Consider the following 19,588-nt stretch of genomic DNA (forward strand, 5'->3'; position numbering starts at 1 on the left):
GCCCCTGCATCGACCCCCGGCGAATCGACTCCACCCCTCTCCCGTCGCGAGCTCCGCGAGCGCGAGCGCGCTCTGGCCCTCGCCTCCGACGTCTCGCTGGCGAGCGGCTCCGACGACCTCCTCGCGGCTCCGACGGCGGAGCAGCTGCGCGAAGCGGAGCGCCGCGTCGCCTCGATCCGCAGCGCCCCGGCCCCCGTCCCCGCACCGCGCGCGACGCCGCTCCGGCCCGTGCGCCGGGCCCGGGTCGGCGGACTCGTCGCCCTCTCCTTCGTCGCGGCCATCGTGGCGGCGACCTCTCTGCCGGCCACATCGCTCCTGACCGCGGAGGACGTGCAGGCGCAGAGCCTCTCGACCCCCTTCGGCGCCGACGCCCGCCGCGGCGCGCAGTCGTTCGTCGCCGGCGAGGTCAGCGCCGAGACGGTCGCCCGCGACGGCTTCGGCGTGCAGGAGCGCAAGACGCAGACCAACGTCGCCGACATCGTCCGCACCTCCGACACAGGCTTCACGAACGACCCGAACGCGTCCATCCAGTGGCCCTTCGCCGTCGGCGTGCCGGTGGGCGACCGCTTCGGCTACCGCAACTGCGCGGGCTGCTCGGTGAACCACGGCGGCACCGACTTCAACCCGGGCGACGGCTCGCCCATCCAGGCGATCGCCGACGGCGTCGTGCGCACGGTCATCGACGGCGAGGGCTCGCTCGGCGTGCACGTGATCGTCGACCACGAGATCGACGGGCAGCTCGTCTCGAGCGTGTACGCGCACATGCAGCACGGCTCGGCGGCCGTCTCCGAGGGCGACCCGGTGAAGGTCGGTCAGCTCCTCGGCCTGGTGGGCACGACCGGCATGTCGACCGGCCCGCACCTGCACTTCGAGATCCGCCTCGACGGCGTGACGAAGGTCGACTCCTACCTCTGGCTCAAGGCCAACGCCGGGCGCTGACCCGGCGGCGGGACGCGGGAGCCGCCGGGCGGACCCCGCGGCCCGCTACTCCGCGTGCAGCCAGACCGTGGTGTCGGCGGGCAGCGCCGGCTCGTGCAGCTCCTCCGAGGACAGCACCACGGAGCCGACGGGCAGCTCGACCGGAGCCTCGCCGAGGTTCGCGATCACCGTGACGGCTCCGTTGCGGAACGCCACGACGTCCTCCGGGTAGCCCTCGAGCCATTCGACGGCGCCGGAGCCCAGGTCCTCGGCGCGGCGCACCGCGAGCAGGGACCGGTACAGCTCGAGCGTCGAGCCCGCGACACCGCGCTGGCGGTCGCGCGCGAGCGGCGCCCAGTCGCCGGGCTGCGGCAGCCAGGAGTCGCCGGTGCCGCTGAAGCCGTACGCGGGTGCGTCCGCCTCCCACGGGATCGGCACCCGGCAGCCGTCACGGCCGTAGCGCTCGCCGCCCGTGCGGAACCAGGTCGGGTCCTGACGCGCCGAGTCCGGCAGGTCGATCGCCTCGGGGAGCCCGAGCTCCTCGCCCTGGTAGACGTAGGCGGAGCCGGGGAGCGCGAGCATGAGGGCGGTCGCGGCACGAGCGCGGCGCAGCCCCAGGACGGGGTCGGGGAGTCCCGGCGTGCGCGGGCCGATGCCGTAGCCCTGCGGGTTGTCGGACGTCAGTGCCAGGCGGCTCGCGTGGCGCACGACGTCGTGGTTCGACAGCACCCAGGTCGACGGGGCGCCGACGGCGGCGAAGGCCTCGACGGAGGAGTCGATGATGTCGCGGAGGGCGGGTGCGCTCCACGGGGTCTCGAGGTAGGCGAAGTTGAAGGCCTGGTGCATCTCGTCGGGGCGGACCCAGCGGGCGAGCTTGGAGAGGGGCTGCACCCACGCCTCGGCGCAGAGCACGCGGTCGTCCGGGTACTCGGCGAGCAGGGAGTGCCAGTCGCGGTAGATCTCGTGGACGCCGTCCTGCGCCCAGTAGGGGGCGGTGGCGGGCTGCTCGCCGTCGGCGGGAGCGACTCCGCCCATCGACCCGCTGTCGGCGGGCGGCGTGTAGTCGGGCAGCCCCTCGGCCTTGATCATCCCGTGCGCGACGTCGACGCGGAAGCCGTCGACGCCGCGGTCGAGCCAGAAGCGGAGGACCTCCCGGAAGCGCTCGCGCACCCACTCGTTCGTCCAGTCGAAGTCGGGCTGCGAGGTGTCGAAGAGGTGCAGGTACCACTGGCCGGCCGAGCCGTCGGGCTCCATGACGCGGGTCCACGCGGGGCCGCCGAAGACAGACTCCCAGTTGTTCGGGGGCAGCTCGCCCGACTCGCCCCGGCCGTCGCGGAACAGGTAGCGCGCCCGCTCGGCGCTGCCCGCGGGAGCGGCGAGCGCCTCCTGGAACCAGCGGTGGGCGCTGGAGGAGTGGTTGGGGACGAGGTCGACGATGATCCGGATGCCCAGGGCGTGAGCGCGGGCGAGCATCGCGTCGAAGTCGGCGAGGGTGCCGAAGAGCGGATCGACGTCGCAGTAGTCGGCGACGTCGTAGCCCGCGTCCTTCTGCGGCGAGGTCATGAAGGGCGAGAGCCAGATCGCGTCGACGCCGAGCTCGGCGAGGCTCTCGAGGCGCGAGGCGATGCCGGGCAGGTCGCCGATGCCGTCGCCGTCCGCGTCCGCGAAGGAGCGCGGGTAGATCTGGTAGATGACGGCGGTGCGCCACCACTCGGCTCCCCGGCGGTGCTCGGCCTCGGAGTCGGGGCCGGGGGAGTTCTCGGGCGCGCCGGAGGTAGCGGAGTCCAGGGTCATGAGGTCCAGTTTATCGGGCGGCTCGTGGGCGCCGGGGGCACGCCCCCCGCCGTCCCGTACAGTCGACGGGTGATCGAAGAGACGCCGGACGAGGCCCGAGCCCGACGCCGACGGGCGCTGCTGTGGGTGGTGCCGCTGCTGGTGCTGCTGGTCGGCGGCCTGGTCGCCGTCACCCTCGCGATCGGCGGATTCGCGCTGCGCAGCATGACCGGCGCCTCCGCCGTGCAGCTCGTCCTGGTCGCCTAGGCGGTCGCGGCCGGGCCGTCCTCGTCCTCGGGCGGGGGCGCGGAGGAGGTGCGCGCCCGCTCCTCGGACGCGTGCGCGGTCTCGGGCCCGGTCGCGCGGGCCTGCTCGTCGGCGCGGGTGACCGCCTCCGCGAGCTCGTCGGCGACGAGGTACCCGGGAGAGACGGCCTCGGCCCGGTAGGCCGCCCGGCCGACCATGTGCGCCGAGACGGGCACGGTCAGCAGCTGGAAGCCGATCACCAGCACGATGGTCCCCGCGGCGGCGAAGCCGGGGTTCCGGATGGCCACCGCGAGCATCACGCAGATCAGTCCGAGCACCTGCGGCTTCGTGCCCGCGTGCATCCGGGAGAGCAGGTCGTCGAACCGCATCAAGCCGATCGCGGCCAGCAGCGAGAGCAGGGCGCCGACCAGCAGCAGCACAGCGGTGAGCACGTCGAAGAACAGGTCCATGTCAGTCCTCCTCGCGGTTGGCCATGAACTTGGCGACGCTGATCGATCCGAAGACGGCGAACAGCGCGAGCCCGAGCGCGACGGGCAGGGTCCGCGCGTGGTGGTTGACCGCCATCTCGGCGCCGATCCCGCAGATGATCGTCGCGACGAGCACGTCGGCCGCGACGACCCGATCGAGCACGGACGGACCGCGGAGGATCCGCACGAGCGCGAGCAGGCAGGCGGCGCCGAAGACCGGCACCAGGATCCAGATCAGCCAGTCGATCACCGGACCACCCCCGATCCGGCCTCGATCGGCCGATTCACGCGCTGCACGTCCTCGCTGGAGCCGATGGCCCGGACGATGCGCGCTTCCGTCCGGAGGACCGTCCGGCGCACCTCGTCGATCCGCTCGCCCTCGTCGTGGGTCACGCCGAGCACGTGCAGGTAGAGGACGTTCAGCTGCGGGTCCACGTCGATCACCAGGGAGCCGGGGACGAGCGAGACGGCCTCCGTCGTCCAGACGAGCATCCCCTCGGAGCGGCTGCGCAGGTGCACGGCGACGATGGCGTTGTGGACCGGGACGGGCAGGGTCAGGATCTGCCAGGACACCCGCACCGAGGCCACCGCGATGTCGGCCAGCAGGCGCAGGAGGAAGAGGAGCACGAACCACGGGTTGATGCGGTTCGAGAACTCGACCGGCGGCAGGTAGAACACCCGGGTGATCAGCAGGGCGACCAGGAAGCCGGTGACGATCGACAGCACCGAGACGTCGTCCCAGAGCAGCACCCAGATCCCGACGAGGGTCACGAACATCGCGACGCGGTTCCAGATGTCGACGCGGCGGCGGGGGCTCATCGCGGCCCCTCCTCTCCGAAGGACGAGTCGCGGTAGACGGTCGCGATGTAGGTCGCGGGGTCGGCGACCGCGCTCGCCGCTCGCTCGCTCGCGTCGTAGAGGGGACCGGCGCCGACGGTCAGCACGACGCCGACGACGACCATCCCCGCGGTGGCGAGCACCATCATGGGCGGCGAGTGGCGGGTGCGGATGCTGCCCGTGTCGTCGGGGTCCTCCTGCAGCTGGTCGATCAGGGGCGACTCGTAGCCGGGCACCTCCTCCTGCCGGCGCCAGAAGACCATGTTCCAGACGCGCGCGACGGCGTAGAGGGTCAGGAGCGAGGTGACGGCTCCGGCGGCGATGACGGCCCAGATCAGCCACGACGGCTGGTCGACGGCCGCCTCCGTGCCGGCGACGAAGAGCCCCACCTTGCCGAGGAAGCCGGTGAACGGCGGGATCCCGCCGAGGTTCATCGCGGGGATGAAGTAGAGCAGCGCCAGCAGCGGCGAGGCCTTGAGCAGCCCGCCGAGGCGCAGGATCGAGGTGGTGCCGCCGACGCGCTCGATCAGGCCGGTCGCGAGGAAGAGCGTCGTCTGCACCGTGATGTGGTGGATGACGTAGAAGATCGTCGCCGCGTAGCCGGCCGGGGTGCCCACGGCGATCCCGAAGACCATGTAGCCGATGTGCGAGACCAGCGTGAAGGACAGCATCCGCTTGATGTCGGCCTGCGCGACGGCGCCGAGGATGCCGACGATCAGCGTCAGCAGCGCCACCACCAGCAGCACCTCGCTCAGCCTCCCGCCGGGAAAGAGCAGGGTCTCGGTGCGGATCAGCGCGTACACGCCGACCTTGGTGAGGAGTCCGGCGAAGACGGCGGTGACCGGCGCCGGAGCCGTGGGGTACGAGTCCGGGAGCCAGAACGACAGGGGGAACACGGCCGCCTTGATCCCGAAGCCGAGCAGCAGCACCACGTGGAGCACCAGCTGCACGTCGGCGGGGAGCTCGGCGATGCGGATCGAGAGCTGCGCCATGTTGACCGTGCCGGTGGCGCCGTAGAGCAGGCCGATGGCCGAGAGGAAGAACACGCTCGAGACCAGGCTGACGACCACGTAGGTCGTGCCGGCGCGGATCCGCGGCGCGGTGCCGCCCAGGGTGATCAGCACGTAGCTCGCGGCCAGCAGGATCTCGAAGCCGACGTAGAGGTTGAAGAGGTCGCCCGCGACGAAGGCGTTGAGGATGCCCGCCGAGAGGATCAGGTAGGTCGGGTGGAAGATCGTGACCGGCGTCTCGCGGTTGCCGTCGACGAGGCCCTGGCCGACCGAGAACAGCAGGACGCCCAGCAGGGTGATCGAGGTGATCACGAGCATCAGCGCGGCGAGCGGATCGACGACCAGCACGATGCCCCACGGCGGCTCCCAGCCGCCCACGTAGACGGCGCTGCCGCCTCCGTCGCCGGTGAGGACCAGCACGAGCATCACCGAGGAGATCACCAGAACGCTCGAGAGCGTCACGATGTTCACGGTGATCTGTGCGCGCCGGTGGCGTCCGAGGATCAGCGCGACGGCCGCTCCCAGGAGGGGGAGGGTGACGACGAGCGGGATCAGGGCGTTCATCGGTCCTCCTTCCTGTCGTCGGTCATGGCGCTCTCCCCGTGCTTGGCGGCGGTGCCCTCGTCGCTGGACTCGAGCAGGACGTCGAGCGCCCGGTCGTCGGCGGTGGTCTGGGCCGAGATGCCCGCCGCGTCCTCGCGGACGGAGGCGTCGGTCTCGTCGTCCTCCACCTGGTCGGCGTTGGCGAGGCGCCAGCGCCGGTAGATCATCGCGAGGAGGAAGGCGGACACCCCGAAGGTGATCACGATCGCGGTGAGGATCAGCGCCTGCGGCAGCGGGTCGGCCATCTCGGCGGCGATCTGCTCGTAGGAGCGCCCGTCGTCGGTGACGAACGGCGCGATGCCCGAGCGGCCGGCCATCAGCAGGATGAGGATGTTGGTCGCGTTCCCGACGAGCAGGAACCCGATCAGGATGCGGGTGAGGCTGCGCTCGAGCATCTGGTAGACGCCCGCCGCGTACATCACTGCCATCACGACGACGAGGACGAGGGTGATGCTCATGCGCCGTCCCCCCTGCCCGGTCCGCCGACGACCGTGGAGCCGGTGGGCAGCGAGGTCTCGAGCCCGTCGACCGTGCCCTGGCCGGGGCCGGGGGTGCTGTCGGTCGAGTGCGTGACGCCGTCGCCCGAGGGGGAGCCCTGCTCGGCCTCCTCGCCGTGGCGGTCGACCTCGCCGCCGAGGCTGCGGAGGATGTCGAGGGCGAGGCCGATCACGATCAGGTACACCCCGATGTCGAAGAGGGTGGACGTGCCCAGGTGGAGCTCGCCCAGCACCGGCACCTCGAGGTCGAGCCAGCTCGACTCGAGGACCTCGAGGCCGAAGGCGAGGGAGGAGACGGCGGTGCCGACGGCGAAGAAGAGGCCGAGTCCGAGGACCTTGCCCGCGTCGATCGGCGCGGCCTCGCCGAGCTCGAAGCGGCCGCCGGCGAGGTAGCGCGCGACGAGGGCGAGACCGGCGAGCAGGCCGCCCGCGAAGCCTCCGCCCGGGGTGTTGTGACCGGTGAAGAGCAGGTAGACCGACACGATCATCGCGGGGTGGAAGAGCAGGCGCACCAGCACCTCGAGCACGATCGAGCGGTTCTCCGGCCGGAGCGTGCGCCCGGCGACGAGCCAGGAGCCGCGGTCGCCGTCGCGCTCGGCGTCGGCGGAGGAGGCGGTCAGGTCCATCGCGCGCTCGCGGCGGTCGTCGGCGCTCTGCGACTCGAGGCGGGGAGCGCCTCCGGCCCGGCTGGAGAGGAAGATCAGGCTCGCGACGCCGGTGGCGACCACGACGAGGACCGAGATCTCGCCCATCGTGTCCCAGGCGCGGATGTCGACGAGCAGGACGTTGACGATGTTGCGGCCCTTGCCCTCCTCGTAGGCGAGGCGGGGCAGCTCGGCCGAGATCGGCGTCGCGGTCCGGGCGCCGAGGGCGATGGTGGCGGCGAGGGCCATGACCGCTCCGACCGCGATGCCGATGACGGCGCGCAGGCGCTTGCGCATCGGCTGGTGCTTCGCGGCGATGCGGGTCGGGAGGCGGCGCAGCACCAGGACGAAGACCACGAGGGTCACCGTCTCGATCAGCGCCTGGGTGAGGGCGAGGTCCGGTGCACCCTGCAGGGCGAAGAGGGCCACCATCCCGTAGCCGGTGGCGCCGGCCAGCAGCACGGCGGCGACCCGGTTGCGGGCGATCGCGCACAGCACCGCCGCGAGGATCATCACGGCCGCGACCGCGAGCTGGCCCGGGCTGTCCCAGAAGACGAGATCGCCCGGCCAGGTGCGGTTGAGGGCGGCCGCACCGCCGACGCCGAGGACGAAGACCGCGAAGATCACCGTCAGGTAGCGGGGGAGCGAGCCGCGCTGGACGGACTCGGTGACCGTGCTGGCGACGCGGTCGAGCCAGCGGACGGTGGCCCAGTAGCCCTCGGCCGAGTCGATCCGGTTGGGCAGCATCGACTGCGCGCGCGCGACGGCGACGCGCTTGGCGAAGAGCAGGAGTCCGACGGCGATCACGAGGGCGCTGAGTGCCAGCGCGGGCTCGAAGCCGTGCCAGAGCGCGAGGTGGTAGCCGCCGTGGTCGGAGGCCTCCGCGGCAGCGGCGAGCTCCGGGTCGGCGTCCGGGGCAGCGTAGGGGAGGGTGTCCGCGTAGACGGCGACGAGCGGGTCGAGCACGGAGGCGGCGATCCCGCCGATCACGCTGGCGGCGGCCAGCAGCACCGGGGCGGCGGTGAAGGTCCACGGCTCGGCGTGCAGGTGCGTGTCCTCGAGCCCCTTCTTCCGGGCGAAGGCGCCCCAGAAGAAGCGCGCGGAATAGGCCACGGTGAGGATCGAGCCGAGGACGAGGCCGACCAGCGCGACCCAGGCCCAGAACGAGCCCTGCTCGATCGCCGAGATCAGGCTCGTGAACACGGCCTCCTTGGCGACGAAGCCCAGCAGCGGCGGGATGCCCGCCATCGACAGCACGCCGACGAGGGCGGCGCTCGCGAGCACCGGCGCCTGCCGGCCCAGGCCGCTGAGCTTGCGGAGGTCGCGCGTGCCGGCGCGGTGGTCGACGATGCCGACGGTGAGGAAGAGCAGCGCCTTGAAGAGAGCGTGGGCGACGAGCAGGGTCAGTCCGGCCAGCGCGGCGTCGCGCGAGCCGAAGCCGACGGCGACGGTCAGGAAGCCGAGCTGGCTGACGGTGCCGTAGGCCAGCACGAGCTTGAGGTCGTACTGCCGGAGCGAGCGCCAGCCGCCGACGAGCATGGTCCAGACTCCGACGCTCACCACCACGGGCAGCCAGACGGAGTCGTCGGCGAAGCCCGGCGCGAGGCGCGCGACGAGGTAGATGCCGGCCTTCACCATCGCGGCGGCGTGCAGGTAGGCGCTGACCGGCGTGGGAGCGGCCATCGCGGCCGGCAGCCAGAAGTGGAACGGCACCAGGGCCGACTTCGAGAACGCGCCGAGCAGCACCAGCACCAGGGCCGTCGACACGATCGGGCCGGAGGGGGCGGCGGCGACGATCCCGGAGAGGCTGGTGGTACCGGCCTGCACGATCAGGACGATGATCCCGACCAGCATCGCCAGCCCGCCGAGAGTCGTGACCAGGAGCGCCTGGAGCCCGGCACCCCGGCTCTCCTTGCGCCCGCTGTAGTGGCCGATGAGGAGGTAGGAGAGGACGCTCGTCGCCTCCCAGAAGACGAAGAGGATGATCACGTCGTCGGCCGTGACCAGCCCGTACATCACTCCGGCGAACGCGGACAGGAGCGCTGCGAACCGGCCCAGCGAGGGCTCGTCGCGGCTGAAGTACGTCGCGCAGTAGGCGAGGACCAGGGCGCCGACTCCGCTGACCACGAGGGCGAGGACGATCGAGAGCGCGTCCAGGCGGAAGGAGAGGGCGATGTCGAGCGCGGGGATCCACGGCACGGACTCGCGGATCTCGCCGCCGTCGAGGATCGTCGGCAGGGCGGTCGCGGTGGCGACGAAGCTCGCGGCCGGGATCAGCGCCAGCGCGTAGAACGTCTTCGGCCCGAACCGGTCCACCAGCCAGGGGGTCACCACGGCGATCGCGAACGAGATCACGAGGATGAGGAGCATCACATGTTCCTCCCAAGGTGTACCCAGCGCATAAGTCGGTCAAGAATATCGGAGCGCCCTCCCGCGGAACCTGAGTGCGCGAAGGCTTGACGGCCCCGTCGTGATCCGCCAGGGCCCTACCGTGGGGAGCATGGCCCGCTCGCTCCTCCCCGACCAGCTCTGCCGACTCCGCGTCCACGACCTCGCGACGGGGGAGTCGACGACCGTCTTCGAGTCCGACTCCGTCCTCGTGGAGGCGCCGAACTGGACTCCGGACGGCTCCGCCCTGATCGTGAACGGCGACGGCGGCCTCTTCCGGCTGCCGCTCGAGGGGGCGGCCGTGCTCGAGCCGATCCCGCTCGACGGGGTGCCGGCCGAGCTCAACAACGACCACGTGCTCGCCCCGTCCGGCGGGCTCGCCTACGTCTCGGCGCGCGACGGGCACCTCTACGCGGTCGAGCTCGACGGCTCCGCCCCCGCCCGCCGCCTGACCGCCGAGCGCGAGGGCGCGCGCTTCAAGCACTACCTGCACGGCGTCTCGCCCGACGGCGCGACCCTCGCGCTGATCGGCGGCGGCGACGCCTCCGGGCGGTGGCGGACCGACGTCTACACGATGCCGGCCGGGGGAGGCCCGCTCACCGCCCTGACCGACGACGAGGCGGCCGACGACGGCGTCGACGTCTCGGCCGACGGCCGCACCCTCGTCTTCAACTCCGAGCGGGCCGGAGGAGGCGCGCAGCTGTTCCGCATCGGCCTCGACGGCTCCGCGCTCTCCCGCCTAGTCGAGTCGGACACGGTCGACTGGTTCCCGCACGAGTCGCCCGACGGCGCGTACCTGCTCTACCTCGCCTATCCGGAGGGGACGGCCGGGCACCCCGAGAACGTCGACGTCGAGCTGCGGCTGCTCGACCTCCCCGGGCGCGCGACGCTCGAGCCCGGCCGCGTGCTGGAGCGCCTCCACGGCGGGCAGGGGACGATCAACGTCTCCGGCTGGGCGCCGGACTCGACGCGCTTCGCCTACGCCGACTACCCGCGGCGCTGAGAGCCTGAGTCCTTGCCGCGCATGCGCGGGAGGGGGATCGATCACGGCGGGGAGCGGGTCTTGAATCGGGGGATGAGCATCGACAGCGCAGCATCCTCCTCCGTCACCCGCTCGCCGCTCGGCGACTCCGGCATCGACGTCTTCCCGCTCTCGCTCGGCGGCAACGTCTTCGGCTGGACCGCGGGGCGGCAGACCTCCTTCGACGTCCTCGACGGCTACACGGCCGCGGGTGGCGACTTCATCGACACCGCCGACGCGTACTCCGCCTGGGTCCCGGGCAACACGGGCGGCGAGTCCGAGACGATCATCGGCGAGTGGCTCGCGCAGCGCTCGGGGGACCGGGACGACGTGGTGATCGCGACGAAGGCGGGCCGCCACCCGCAGTTCACCGGCCTCGCGCCCGACACCGTGCGCGCGGCCGCCCGCGCCTCCCTCGAGCGGCTCGCGACCGACCGGATCGACCTCTACTACGCCCACTTCGACGACGAGGCCGTGCCGATGGCCGACATCGCCGCCGTGTTCTCGGAGCTCGTGGACCAGGGCCTCGTTCGCGCGATCGGAGTGTCGAACTTCAGCGCCGAGCGCGTCGCGGAGTGGCTGCGCATCGCGGGCGAGGAGGGCCTGCACGCGCCCGTCGCGCTGCAGCCGCACTACAACCTCGTGGAGCGCGGGATCGAGGCCGACCTGCTGCCCCTCGCCCGCGAGGCGGGGCTGGCCGTCGTCCCCTACTCCGCCCTGGCGTCGGGATTCCTGACCGGCAAGTACCGTGACGGATCGACGCCCGAGGGTCCGCGCGCCGACGGCGCCTCCCGCTACCTCGACGGCCGCGGCCGCCGGGTGCTGGCGGCGCTCGACGCGGCGGCGGAGGCGCACGGCGCCGAGGTGGCGACGGTGGCCCTCGCGTGGCTCCGCTCGCAGCCCGGAGTGGTCGCGCCGATCGCCAGCGCCCGCGTGATGGAGCAGTTGCCGGCGCTGATCGCCTCGGCCTCCCTCGAGCTGAGCGCCGAGGAGCTCGCCGCGCTCGACGAGGCGAGCCGGGCGTAGCCGCAGACGGGCGGCCGCGGGGGCGCGTCCCCCGCGGTCGTCGACGCTCCGCGGAGGTGCTATCGTCTAACGGTGCCAAATCGCGGGCACGCCCCGAGAGGGGCTGTCAGACCCGCAGGTGCGCCCCCTTAGCTCATTGGTAGAGCACTTCCTTGGTAAGGAAGAGGTAGTGGGTCCGATTCCCACAGGGGGCTCCGTTCCCCGCAGGCCAGACCTGCGAAGAACGCGCGGCGGGGTAGCTCAGGTGGTTAGAGCACACGGCTCATAATCGTGGTGTCGCGGGTTCAAGTCCCGCTCCCGCTACAGCGAGAAGGCCCCGGTTCGCGCGTCGAGCCGGGGCCTTCGGCGTTCCCGGGCGAGGTCCTGCCCGCGGGAGACGTCTCAGACCGCGCAGCCCGCGAAGAGCACGTCGTCCGAGGAGACCAGGTCCTCCAGGGTCAGCAGGCGGTCGAGGTCGTGGCCGGCGGCCAGGGCGTTGGCGCGCTCCGGTGCGGTCTGGGGGGCGAGGCGCCCCTCCATCACCCCGCCGAGGGCGCGGACGGCGCACGCGGCGACCACTCCCTCCGGGGTTCCGCCGATGCCGAGGACGAGGTCGACGCGGCCCGCGGGATCGGCCGCCTCGATCGCGACCGACACGTCGCCCTCGCCGCGCAGCTCGAGCGCGACCCCGGCCGCGCGCAGAGCCTTGATGAGCCCGGAGTGACGCGGCTTGTCGAGTACGACGACGACCAGCTCCGCGACGGGCTTCCCGAGCGCCGCCGCCAGCCGTGCGGCGTTCTCGGCGGGAGGGAGGTCGAGCGAGACGGCGCCCCGGCCCGCTCCCGAGCAGACCAGCTTGTCCATGTAGAAGACGTCGCGCGGGTCGAACAGCGTGCCTCGCGGGGCCAGCGCGATCACGCTCACCGAGCCGGGGAGCCCCTCCGCCGTGAGCCGGGTCCCGTCGAGCGGATCGACCGCCACGTCGCAGGAGGGTGCGGAGGCGCGGCCGAGGCGCTCGCCGTTCGCGAGCATCGGGGCCTCGTCCTTCTCGCCCTCGCCGATCACGACGACGCCGTCGAACGGAGCGTCGGCCAGCACGGCGCGCATCGCCGCGACCGACGCCTCGTCCGCCGCGATCTTGTCGCCGCGCCCGTACCAGCCGCGCGCCGCCTCGGCCGCCGCGCGCACGGCGGAGGCCACCGCCTCCTGCAGCTCGGCCGGGTAGGCGGGCGACGCGATCAGCCGCAGGCCGCTCATGCGCGCGGGGGCTGAGCGGTCGCGGTGCGGACCAGCCGCTCCAGGGTGCGCAGGCCGTCGGAGGAGAGCACCGACTCCAGGTGCCCCTGCACCGACGCGACGTGCTCGCCGCGCAGGGCGTTGACCACTCCCGTCTCCGGATCGACCGACACCTCGAGCCCCAGCCGGGGCGTGCGCGCGACGCCGGGGGCGACGGAGGAGAAGGTGTTGTAGAAGCCGATCGCGGCGTCCTCGCCGAACACGTCCACCGCCAGGCGCACGCCCTGGCGGGGCGCGGGCAGCGGCTCGACCGGGAGGCCCGCCAGCAGCGACAGCATCTGGTGGCTGAGGCAGACGGCGAGCATCGGCCGCTCCGCCTCGAGGCGCGTGGTCATCAGCGAGCGCAGGTGCGCGATCCGCGGGTCGGAGTCGTCGCGGGGGTCGCCCGGGCCGGGGCCGAAGACGACGAGGTCGTCGCTCAGCACGTCGGCGACCTCCGACCAGCGCTCGACCCGGGCGTCCATCCCGAGGTGGCGCAGCTGGTGGGCGAGCATCGTCGTGAACTGGTCCTCGTTGTCGACGATCAGCGCGGTGTGCCCGGCGAGGCCGGCGATGTGCTCGGGCGCCTGGGGCCGGAGCCAGAACGAGGCGAGCCGCTCGTTGCGCGCCTCGAGCGCCTCCTGCACGCCCGGCTGCGCGTTCAGGTCGATGGCCGGCGGCACCTCGCGGTGCGGCAGCAGGCCGAGGGCGGAGAGGACGCCCGACGCCTTCGCCCGCGTCTCGGCGACCTCGCCCTCGGGGGTGGAGTGGCGCACGAGCGTCGCGCCGGCCGGCACGGTGAGGCGGCCGTCCGCGCGGAGGTAGGCGGTGCGGATGAGGATGGGGGCGTCGACCGTGTAGCCGTGCTCCTCCGGCTCGAAGAGGGCGAGCACGCCGGAGTAGTAGCCGCGCGGCTCCTTCTCGTACTCGGCGATCACGGCGCACGCGTTCTCCATCGGCGAGCCGGTGACCGTGGGCGCGAACATCGTCAGCCGCAGGACCTCGCGCACGTCGAGTCCGGTGCGGCCCTCGAGCAGGTACTCGGTGTGGCTGAGCCGCGACATCTGCTTGAGGAACGGCCCGAGGATGCGGCCGCCGTCCGGGCAGACCGCGCTCATCATCTTCATCTCCTCGTCCACGACCATGAAGAGCTCCTCGCTCTCCTTGACGTCGGCGAGGAACGCGAGCACCTCCTCCCCGGTGGGTCCGGCCGCGGGGTGGCGGAAGGTGCCGCTGATCGGGTTCATCATCGCGACGCCGTCGCGCACCGAGACGTGGCGCTCGGGGGTCGCGCCGACGGCGGTGACCGTCTGCGCGCCGTCGACGCCGGGGGTGTGGATCGCGAAGGTCCAGTACGCGCCGGACTCGTCGGTGAGCAGGCGGCGGAACCAGGCCAGGACCGCCTCGACGGGCGGCGCGTCGGTCTGCGCGACGAAGGCGCGGTTGATGACGAAATTGGCGCCCTCGCCGCGGCCGATCTCGTCCTCGATCACCCGGCGGACGATGTCGGCGTACTCGTCGTCCGGCACGTCGAAGCCGCGCTCCTCGACCGGGATCTCCCGCCCGGGCAGGAGCCGCAGCACCTCCGCCAGGGGGACGCTCTCGCGCTCGCGCACCACGAGGTTGCGCAGCGGGGCTCCGTCGTCCTTCGCCGCGAAGCCGCGCTCGCGCACCTGCCGGTAGGGCACGAGGGTCAGCACGTCGTCGCCGTCGAGCGGGATGTCGGCCAGGCCCTCGACGTCGAGCACGTCGCCCGTGAACACGTCGACGGCGTCGCGGCCCTGGCGGAGGACCACCGCGAACGGCAGCGTCCCGTCGGAGGCGAGGATGCGGGAGAGGAGCGAGGTCATCGTGGTCCTTGAATCGGGTCGTGCCCCACCCGGGCCCTGACATGCAGAACGACCGCCCGGAGGAGGCGGTCGCGTGCGAGGGGTCTGCGCGTCGGTCCGCCTAGGAGGCGGGCCACCAGGGGCTTCGGATCGACGTGCGCACGCGGCGAGTCTAGGGGAGAGCCGGGCGGCGGCCAAGCGGTGTCAGGCGGCCGGCCGCTCGGTCGGCTCGCCCCGCAGGGTCCGGAGCAGGAGGGTCGCGCCGGCCGTGGCGGCGGGGGTGGCGACGACCGCGCCCCCGGGGACGAGGAACGCCAGGTAGACGGCGATGCCGAAGCCGAGCGAGACCGCGCGGTGCTCGCCGAGGAGGCGGCGGCGGTCGCGGAGGGAGAGCCCCCGGGCGTCGCCCGCGAACCCGGTCAGCTCGAGCGCGAGGGCCCTCCCGCCGACCAGGGCGCCCGCGACGAGGCCGACGATCGAGCCGACCAGCGGCACCAGGCCCAGCAGCACCAGGACCACGCCGATCCCGAGGGAGGTGGCGACCAGCACGGCGGAGTCGCGGAGGCCGCGGCCGACCCCCTGCCAGAAGGTGCTCTCGCGCTCGTCGGGCACGCCGCCGAGGTCGTCCTCGACCCGCCGCCAGATCCGCTCGTAGAAGGGGTCGCCGACCAGCAGGGTCACCGCGGCGAAGAGGACCACGCCGAGGGCGAGCGCGGCGCCGACCACCGCGATCGAGAGCACCAGGCGGACGGTGGCGGCCGTGCCCTCGTCCCAGCCGCCGGCGAACGGGGTGAGCGCGGTCACCGCGTCCTGCACCCGCGTGAGCACCAGGACCAGCACGCCGACGAAGACCAGACCGACGATCAGGGGCGGGATCGCGCCGAGGAGCATCGCCCGCGGCGAGCGGACCCAGGCGCGGAAGCCGCGGAGGAAGAGCCGGGCACCGAGGCCGAGATCGCGGAGGACGCTCATCCCCCGATCCTCGCAGGTGGGTCCGGCCCGGCGGTCCGGTAGAACACCCGACCGTGCGGGGTGCGGAGCCTCAGACCCGCTCGAACGGAGCGAGCAGCCCCGCCATCGCCTTCGTCCGCGGCGCGGCGTACTCGTCGCGCCGCGAGGTGCTGACGCCCATCGCGACGAGCCCCTCCACCAGGCGCACCGCCGAGGCGACGCCGTCGATCACGGGCACGCCCAGCTCCCGTGAGAGGTCGCGGCACAGGTCGGCCATGCCCGCGCAGCCCAGCACGATCGAGTCGGACCCGTCGACGGCCAGCGCTTCGGCGCACTCCGCCAGGATCGCGCGGCGGGCGTCGGAGCGGGGGTCGTCGAGTTCGAGCACGGGGATGTCGCAGGCGCGCACCTGACGGCAGGCGTCGCCGAACCCGGCGCGGCGGGCGATGTCCCAGGCGCGGCCGCTCGTGCGCGAGAGCGTGGTGACCACGCTGAAGCCCCGGCCGACGAGCGCGGCCATGTGCATGGCGGCCTCGGCGATCCCCACGACCGGGCCGCTCGCGATCTCGCGCGCGGCGTCGACGCCCGGGTCGCCGAAGCACGCGATGACCGCGCCGTCGCAGCCGGCCGCCTCCGCCCGGGCGATCTCGTGCAGGACGCCGGGCACGGCGAGCGCCTCGTCGTAGTGGCTCTCGATCGACGCCGGACCCATCGGCGGAGTGACGGCCGTGATCTCGGTGCCGAGCGAGGCGACGGAGCGGGCGGCCCGGCCGATCGCCGCGGTCATCGCAGTGCTGGTGTTCGGGTTGACGACGGTGATGCGCATGGTGGTTCCTCGCTTCGGGTGCCGGGAGGGGGAGGGGCCCGCCCGGCCGCCGGTCCGCGGGATGCGGAGCGGCCGGAGCGGATCCCTCCTCCGTGCCGGCCGGATCAGACGGTCGAGCCGTCGCTGACGTGCTCGAGGTCCTCGTCGAGGCGCCCGATCCGCGGCGCGCGCCGCTCGAGCACGGCCATCGCGACGAATCCGAGCCCGCAGCCGAGGAACCAGCTGTAGTCGCCGAGCCAGGTGAACTCCGCGCCTCCCGCCTCCGCGATCCAGCGCGGCACGAGCACCGAGGCGACGGAGGGGACTCCGCCGATCACGGTCGCCCAGACGGCGTTGGGGTTGAAGCCGCGCGAGAACCAGTAGCGGCCCTTCTCGCTCATCGTGTAGAGGTCGTCCACCCAGACGCGCTGGCGGCTGATCAGGTAGTAGCCCGCGATGAGGACGCCGAACAGCGGTCCGATCAGCGCGCCGAGGATGCCGAGCGTGTAGTGGATGGCGGTGTCGTTCGAGTACCAGTTCCACGGGGTGAGCAGCACCGAGCCGACGGCGGCGATCATGCCGCCCATCCGCCAGCTGATCTTCTTCGGGTTGACGTTCGAGAAGTCGAACGCGGGGGAGATGAAGTTGGCGACGATGTTGATGCCGATCGTCGCGATGACGAACGTGAGCCCGCCCAAGAGCACGGCGAACCAGGTGTCGATCCGCTCGACGGTCTCGATCGGGTCGGTGATCAGCTCGCCGAAGACCGGCACGGTCGCCGACGCGGTGATCACGGTGAGGAGGGAGAAGAAGAGGAAGTTGATCGGGAGGCCGAGCAGGTTGCCGCGCTTCACGGCGCCGTAGCTGCGGGCGTACCGGGAGAAGTCGCCGAAGTTGAGCATCGGGCCCGAGAAGTAGGAGACGACCAGGGCGACGGCCGAGATCATCACCGGCACCGCGGCGGCGAGGTCGAGCGGCTCGCCGGAGCCGAGGGTGAGCGAGATGTTCTCCCAGCCCGCCTGCGACACCAGGTAGACGGCCAGCACGAGCATCACCACGTAGACCGCCGGTCCCGCCCAGTCGATGAAGCGGCGGATCGACTCCATGCCCCGCCAGAACAGCGCGGCCTGCGCGACCCAGAGGATCGCGTAGGAGAGGTAGCCCAGGGCCGAGAGGCCGAGGAACGACGCCTCGGGCGTGTTCAGGGCGGCCATGCCCGGGAAGAACTTGAGGAAGACGATGTTCAGCGACTGCGCCGCCAGGTAGGTCTGCACGCCGTACCAGGCGATCGCGATCAGTCCGCGGATGATCGCCGGGATGTTCGCGCCGCGGATGCCGAAGATCGCCCGGTTGATGACGGGGTAGGGCACGCCGGTGACCTGGCTGGGCTTGGCGACGAGGTTGCAGAAGACCTGCACGATCACGATGCCCACCACCAGGGCGACGAGCACCTGCCAGCCGGCCAGGCCCAGCGCGAAGAGCGAGCCCGCGGTCACGTACCCGCCGACGCTGTGCACGTCCGACATCCAGAACGCGAAGATGTTGTAGCTCGACCAGCGCTGCTTCCGGAGCGGGGCGAGGTCCTCGTTGGAGAGGCGGTCGTCGTAGCCGGCGCTCGCCGCGGCGGCGGGATCCGGATCGACGGGGGGAGCGGTGACTCGGGGTGCGGTGACGCGGTCGGACATGGGTGGATCCACCTCTCGGGCGGTCGTGCGCAGAGCGGCACGGAGCGGATGTGTCAGGGTGGTCGGGACGTCCGGCCGAGGAGGCGGGGCGTCGCGGAGAGCGTTCCGAGTGAAGTGATCACTTCACGCGGGCCACGCTACGAGTCGGGAGGCCGCCGCTCGTTTCGGCTCCGTTACGGCTGTGTGACGATCCGCGAGAGGGGACGGGCCATGCCCTCCGACGACACCGCGCCCGACGAGGCGGCCGCCCGGGCGATCGCGGACGGGGCCGGACTCGGCGCCCGGCTGCGGGAGCTGCGGCTCTCGGCGGGCCTGTCGCTGAAGGCACTCGCCGGGCGACTCGGCATCTCCGTGAGCGCCGTCTCGCAGATCGAGCGCGGAGCCATGCAGCCCTCGGTCGGCCGGCTGATCGCCCTCGTGGACGCGCTGGGGGTCCCGCTGTCCGCCGTGTTCGACCAGGGCGCGTCGGCGCCGGTCGAGACCGCGGTCGTCCGGGCGCGCGAGTCGGCGCCCGTGGCGCTCGAGGGCGGAGTGCTGTTCCGCCGTCTGGCGCCGCGTCCGCTGGACGCCGTCGACTTCTTCGAGTCGACCTACCCGCCGGGCTCGACCTCGACGGCGCACCGGCAGCTGCTCCGCCACGACGGGTTCGAGATGGGGACGGTGACGCTCGGAGAGCTGACGGTCGAGTTCGAGGACGAGTCGGTCGTCCTCGGGCCGGGCGACGCCATCACGTTCCCGTGCGAGCGGCCGCACCGCATGGTCAACACGGGCTCGACCACGGCGATCGCGACCTGGCTGATCGTCCACCGCTGACACCGCGCCGGTGCTTCGTGCCGGACCCCTGGCGGCACCACCTGCGTATGGGACCCTGGTCCTCGCTCCTCCACAACGGGCGGACGACCGTCTCCTGTCCACACCCCGGTCGGGATCGGGGCGCGGCGGGCCCTCGGTGTCGGTACCGCCTGGTGGGCTGGTCTCCTCGACCGAGGGGTGCGGAACGTGGAGGAGCGGATGGACGGCAGGAACGACGAGGGGTGCCCGCGCTGGTGCGCGGGCGAGCACGACGAGCTGGTCGCGGCGGGGGAGCGGCTGCACCGCTCCGCGGCGAGCTCGCTCCCGGTGGTGCTCTGGGCGGGCCGAGACGGGGCCGCGGGCGCGACGGTGCACGTCTCCCTGTGCCGCCCGGGGGAGTCGGGGGAGGACAGGCTCCGCCTGGAGGCCGACGGGCTCGGCGAGGTCGACCTCGATCTCAGCTCGGGGTCGCGGCTGGCCGGCGCGGTGCTCCGGCTACTCGGCGCCTCGTGAGGTGCGCGGCGGATCGGGTGGCAGGAGGTCCGTCAGCTCGATCTCGAGCGCCTCGCAGAGCGCGAGGAGGGTGTGCAGCGTGGGGTTCGCGGGCGAGCCGGGCTTCGACTCGCCCTTCTCGAACTTCTGGTAGGTGTAGCCCGCGAGCCCGGCCGCGTGGGCGATCCGCTCCTGGCTGGCGCCCTTGGCGATGCGGGCCCGGTGCATGTTGGTGCCGAGCTCGCGGGCGTAGGTCGCCCAGTCGCGCTCGGGAGTGGGTGTCGACATGCCCGCCAGCTTCGGAGAAGTTCGGCCGCGGGTCAGCCATA

At 72.8% G+C, this 19,588-nt stretch carries 19 protein-coding genes and 2 tRNA genes; 8 read left to right on the plus strand and 13 right to left on the minus strand.

Translation table 11 applies throughout. The features are described from left to right. Positions 1-939: M23 family metallopeptidase (locus C5C57_RS18610; protein WP_104247783.1), on the plus strand; the 939-nt coding region annotated here is incomplete at its 5' end. 45 nt (positions 940-984) lie between these two features. Here the strand turns inward: C5C57_RS18610 and C5C57_RS12840 are convergent. After that, the gene (locus C5C57_RS12840) at positions 985-2,712 is read right to left on the minus strand and encodes a glycoside hydrolase family 13 protein (protein WP_104287688.1); all 1,728 of its coding nucleotides are present in this window, start codon (positions 2,710-2,712) and stop codon (positions 985-987) included. Between the two features lie 69 nt (positions 2,713-2,781). Here C5C57_RS12840 and C5C57_RS18170 point away from each other — a divergent pair, with 69 nt between their 5' ends. After that, a complete protein-coding gene (locus tag C5C57_RS18170; RefSeq protein ID WP_181067860.1) occupies positions 2,782-2,958 on the plus strand; it encodes a hypothetical protein in 177 nt (58 codons plus the stop codon). On the opposite strand, the gene mnhG is transcribed toward C5C57_RS18170, so the two are convergent. From mnhG to C5C57_RS12870, 6 genes are read right to left on the minus strand one after another with little or no spacing between them, the layout of a single operon-like run. Continuing rightward, the gene (gene mnhG / locus C5C57_RS12845) at positions 2,955-3,407 is read right to left on the minus strand and encodes a monovalent cation/H(+) antiporter subunit G (protein WP_244229587.1); all 453 of its coding nucleotides are present in this window, start codon (positions 3,405-3,407) and stop codon (positions 2,955-2,957) included. The two genes, C5C57_RS18170 and mnhG, sit on opposite strands and share 4 nt — an antisense overlap. Before the next feature lies 1 nt (position 3,408). Further along, the gene (locus tag C5C57_RS12850) at positions 3,409-3,675 is read right to left on the minus strand and encodes a monovalent cation/H+ antiporter complex subunit F (protein ID WP_308470711.1); all 267 of its coding nucleotides are present in this window, start codon (positions 3,673-3,675) and stop codon (positions 3,409-3,411) included. After that, positions 3,672-4,244: a Na+/H+ antiporter subunit E gene (locus tag C5C57_RS12855; RefSeq protein ID WP_104297693.1), complete on the minus strand. Its 573-nt coding sequence runs from the start codon at positions 4,242-4,244 to the stop codon at positions 3,672-3,674. Before C5C57_RS12855 ends, C5C57_RS12850 begins: the two co-directional genes overlap by 4 nt. Beyond that, entirely contained in the window at positions 4,241-5,836 is a 1,596-nt protein-coding gene (locus C5C57_RS12860; protein ID WP_104227034.1) for a Na+/H+ antiporter subunit D, read from the minus strand. Before C5C57_RS12860 ends, C5C57_RS12855 begins: the two co-directional genes overlap by 4 nt. Beyond that, positions 5,833-6,333: a Na(+)/H(+) antiporter subunit C gene (locus C5C57_RS12865; RefSeq protein WP_104223614.1), complete on the minus strand. Its 501-nt coding sequence runs from the start codon at positions 6,331-6,333 to the stop codon at positions 5,833-5,835. Before C5C57_RS12865 ends, C5C57_RS12860 begins: the two co-directional genes overlap by 4 nt. After that, the gene (locus C5C57_RS12870; protein WP_104297694.1) at positions 6,330-9,386 is read right to left on the minus strand and encodes a Na+/H+ antiporter subunit A; all 3,057 of its coding nucleotides are present in this window, start codon (positions 9,384-9,386) and stop codon (positions 6,330-6,332) included. The genes C5C57_RS12865 and C5C57_RS12870 overlap by 4 nt, the downstream gene beginning before the upstream one ends. A gap of 130 nt (positions 9,387-9,516) precedes the next feature. On the opposite strand from C5C57_RS12870, the gene C5C57_RS12875 reads away from it, so the two are divergent. From C5C57_RS12875 to C5C57_RS12890, 4 genes are all read left to right on the plus strand, one after another. Further along, positions 9,517-10,407, plus strand: coding sequence for a PD40 domain-containing protein (locus tag C5C57_RS12875; protein WP_104297695.1), 891 nt, complete (start codon positions 9,517-9,519; stop codon positions 10,405-10,407). Positions 10,408-10,479: 72 nt separating this feature from the next. Then, complete coding sequence (locus C5C57_RS12880; RefSeq protein ID WP_104260450.1) at positions 10,480-11,451, plus strand: aldo/keto reductase; 972 nt, start codon at positions 10,480-10,482, stop codon at positions 11,449-11,451. A 122-nt stretch (positions 11,452-11,573) separates the two neighbouring features. After that, a tRNA-Thr gene (locus C5C57_RS12885) sits at positions 11,574-11,645 on the plus strand. A gap of 35 nt (positions 11,646-11,680) precedes the next feature. Further along, positions 11,681-11,754 (plus strand) — tRNA-Met (locus C5C57_RS12890). 78 nt (positions 11,755-11,832) lie between these two features. On the opposite strand, the gene C5C57_RS12895 is transcribed toward C5C57_RS12890, so the two are convergent. The 5 genes from C5C57_RS12895 to C5C57_RS12915 form a co-directional block, all read right to left on the minus strand. Continuing rightward, positions 11,833-12,687, minus strand: coding sequence for a fructose-bisphosphatase class II family protein (locus tag C5C57_RS12895; RefSeq protein ID WP_104247777.1), 855 nt, complete (start codon positions 12,685-12,687; stop codon positions 11,833-11,835). Next, positions 12,684-14,555 carry an anthranilate synthase family protein gene (locus C5C57_RS12900; protein ID WP_104297696.1) on the minus strand — a complete coding sequence of 624 codons (1,872 nt, stop codon included), beginning with the start codon at positions 14,553-14,555 and terminating at the stop codon, positions 12,684-12,686. The genes C5C57_RS12895 and C5C57_RS12900 overlap by 4 nt, the downstream gene beginning before the upstream one ends. A 183-nt stretch (positions 14,556-14,738) precedes the next feature. Next, positions 14,739-15,506 (minus strand): EI24 domain-containing protein, encoded by a 768-nt coding sequence (locus C5C57_RS12905; RefSeq protein ID WP_104247775.1) that lies wholly within the window; start codon positions 15,504-15,506, stop codon positions 14,739-14,741. Between the two features lie 70 nt (positions 15,507-15,576). Next, the gene (locus C5C57_RS12910) at positions 15,577-16,311 is read right to left on the minus strand and encodes an aspartate/glutamate racemase family protein (RefSeq protein WP_104234239.1); all 735 of its coding nucleotides are present in this window, start codon (positions 16,309-16,311) and stop codon (positions 15,577-15,579) included. A 104-nt stretch (positions 16,312-16,415) separates the two neighbouring features. Further along, entirely contained in the window at positions 16,416-17,975 is a 1,560-nt protein-coding gene (locus C5C57_RS12915) for an NCS1 family nucleobase:cation symporter-1 (RefSeq protein ID WP_104227042.1), read from the minus strand. Between the two features lie 210 nt (positions 17,976-18,185). On the opposite strand from C5C57_RS12915, the gene C5C57_RS12920 reads away from it, so the two are divergent. Next, positions 18,186-18,788, plus strand: a complete 603-nt coding sequence (locus tag C5C57_RS12920) for a helix-turn-helix domain-containing protein (protein ID WP_104227043.1) — start codon at positions 18,186-18,188, stop codon at positions 18,786-18,788. Positions 18,789-18,986: 198 nt separating this feature from the next. After that, positions 18,987-19,280, plus strand: coding sequence for a DUF6907 domain-containing protein (locus C5C57_RS12925; protein WP_104227044.1), 294 nt, complete (start codon positions 18,987-18,989; stop codon positions 19,278-19,280). Here C5C57_RS12925 and C5C57_RS12930 read toward each other — a convergent pair. Beyond that, positions 19,263-19,547: a helix-turn-helix domain-containing protein gene (locus tag C5C57_RS12930; protein WP_104223625.1), complete on the minus strand. Its 285-nt coding sequence runs from the start codon at positions 19,545-19,547 to the stop codon at positions 19,263-19,265. The two genes, C5C57_RS12925 and C5C57_RS12930, sit on opposite strands and share 18 nt — an antisense overlap. Between the last annotated feature and the right edge of the window lie 41 nt (positions 19,548-19,588).

Origin of the sequence: Rathayibacter sp. AY1C5 (genome assembly GCF_002931705.1) — a bacterium.
GTDB lineage: Bacteria > Actinomycetota > Actinomycetes > Actinomycetales > Microbacteriaceae > Rathayibacter.

Coding starts and splice junctions, on each gene's coding strand:
- C5C57_RS12840 (WP_104287688.1), bottom strand. CDS start 2,712: ATGACCCTGGACTCCGCTACCTCCGGCGCGCCCGAGAACTCCCCCGGC.
- mnhG (WP_244229587.1), bottom strand. CDS start 3,407: ATGGACCTGTTCTTCGACGTGCTCACCGCTGTGCTGCTGCTGGTCGGC.
- C5C57_RS12855 (WP_104297693.1), bottom strand. CDS start 4,244: ATGAGCCCCCGCCGCCGCGTCGACATCTGGAACCGCGTCGCGATGTTC.
- C5C57_RS12860 (WP_104227034.1), bottom strand. CDS start 5,836: ATGAACGCCCTGATCCCGCTCGTCGTCACCCTCCCCCTCCTGGGAGCG.
- C5C57_RS12865 (WP_104223614.1), bottom strand. CDS start 6,333: ATGAGCATCACCCTCGTCCTCGTCGTCGTGATGGCAGTGATGTACGCG.
- C5C57_RS12870 (WP_104297694.1), bottom strand. CDS start 9,386: ATGCTCCTCATCCTCGTGATCTCGTTCGCGATCGCCGTGGTGACCCCC.
- C5C57_RS12875 (WP_104297695.1), top strand. CDS start 9,517: ATGGCCCGCTCGCTCCTCCCCGACCAGCTCTGCCGACTCCGCGTCCAC.
- C5C57_RS12880 (WP_104260450.1), top strand. CDS start 10,480: ATGAGCATCGACAGCGCAGCATCCTCCTCCGTCACCCGCTCGCCGCTC.
- C5C57_RS12895 (WP_104247777.1), bottom strand. CDS start 12,687: ATGAGCGGCCTGCGGCTGATCGCGTCGCCCGCCTACCCGGCCGAGCTG.
- C5C57_RS12900 (WP_104297696.1), bottom strand. CDS start 14,555: ATGACCTCGCTCCTCTCCCGCATCCTCGCCTCCGACGGGACGCTGCCG.
- C5C57_RS12905 (WP_104247775.1), bottom strand. CDS start 15,506: ATGAGCGTCCTCCGCGATCTCGGCCTCGGTGCCCGGCTCTTCCTCCGC.
- C5C57_RS12910 (WP_104234239.1), bottom strand. CDS start 16,311: ATGCGCATCACCGTCGTCAACCCGAACACCAGCACTGCGATGACCGCG.
- C5C57_RS12915 (WP_104227042.1), bottom strand. CDS start 17,975: ATGTCCGACCGCGTCACCGCACCCCGAGTCACCGCTCCCCCCGTCGAT.
- C5C57_RS12920 (WP_104227043.1), top strand. CDS start 18,186: ATGCCCTCCGACGACACCGCGCCCGACGAGGCGGCCGCCCGGGCGATC.
- C5C57_RS12925 (WP_104227044.1), top strand. CDS start 18,987: ATGGACGGCAGGAACGACGAGGGGTGCCCGCGCTGGTGCGCGGGCGAG.
- C5C57_RS12930 (WP_104223625.1), bottom strand. CDS start 19,547: ATGTCGACACCCACTCCCGAGCGCGACTGGGCGACCTACGCCCGCGAG.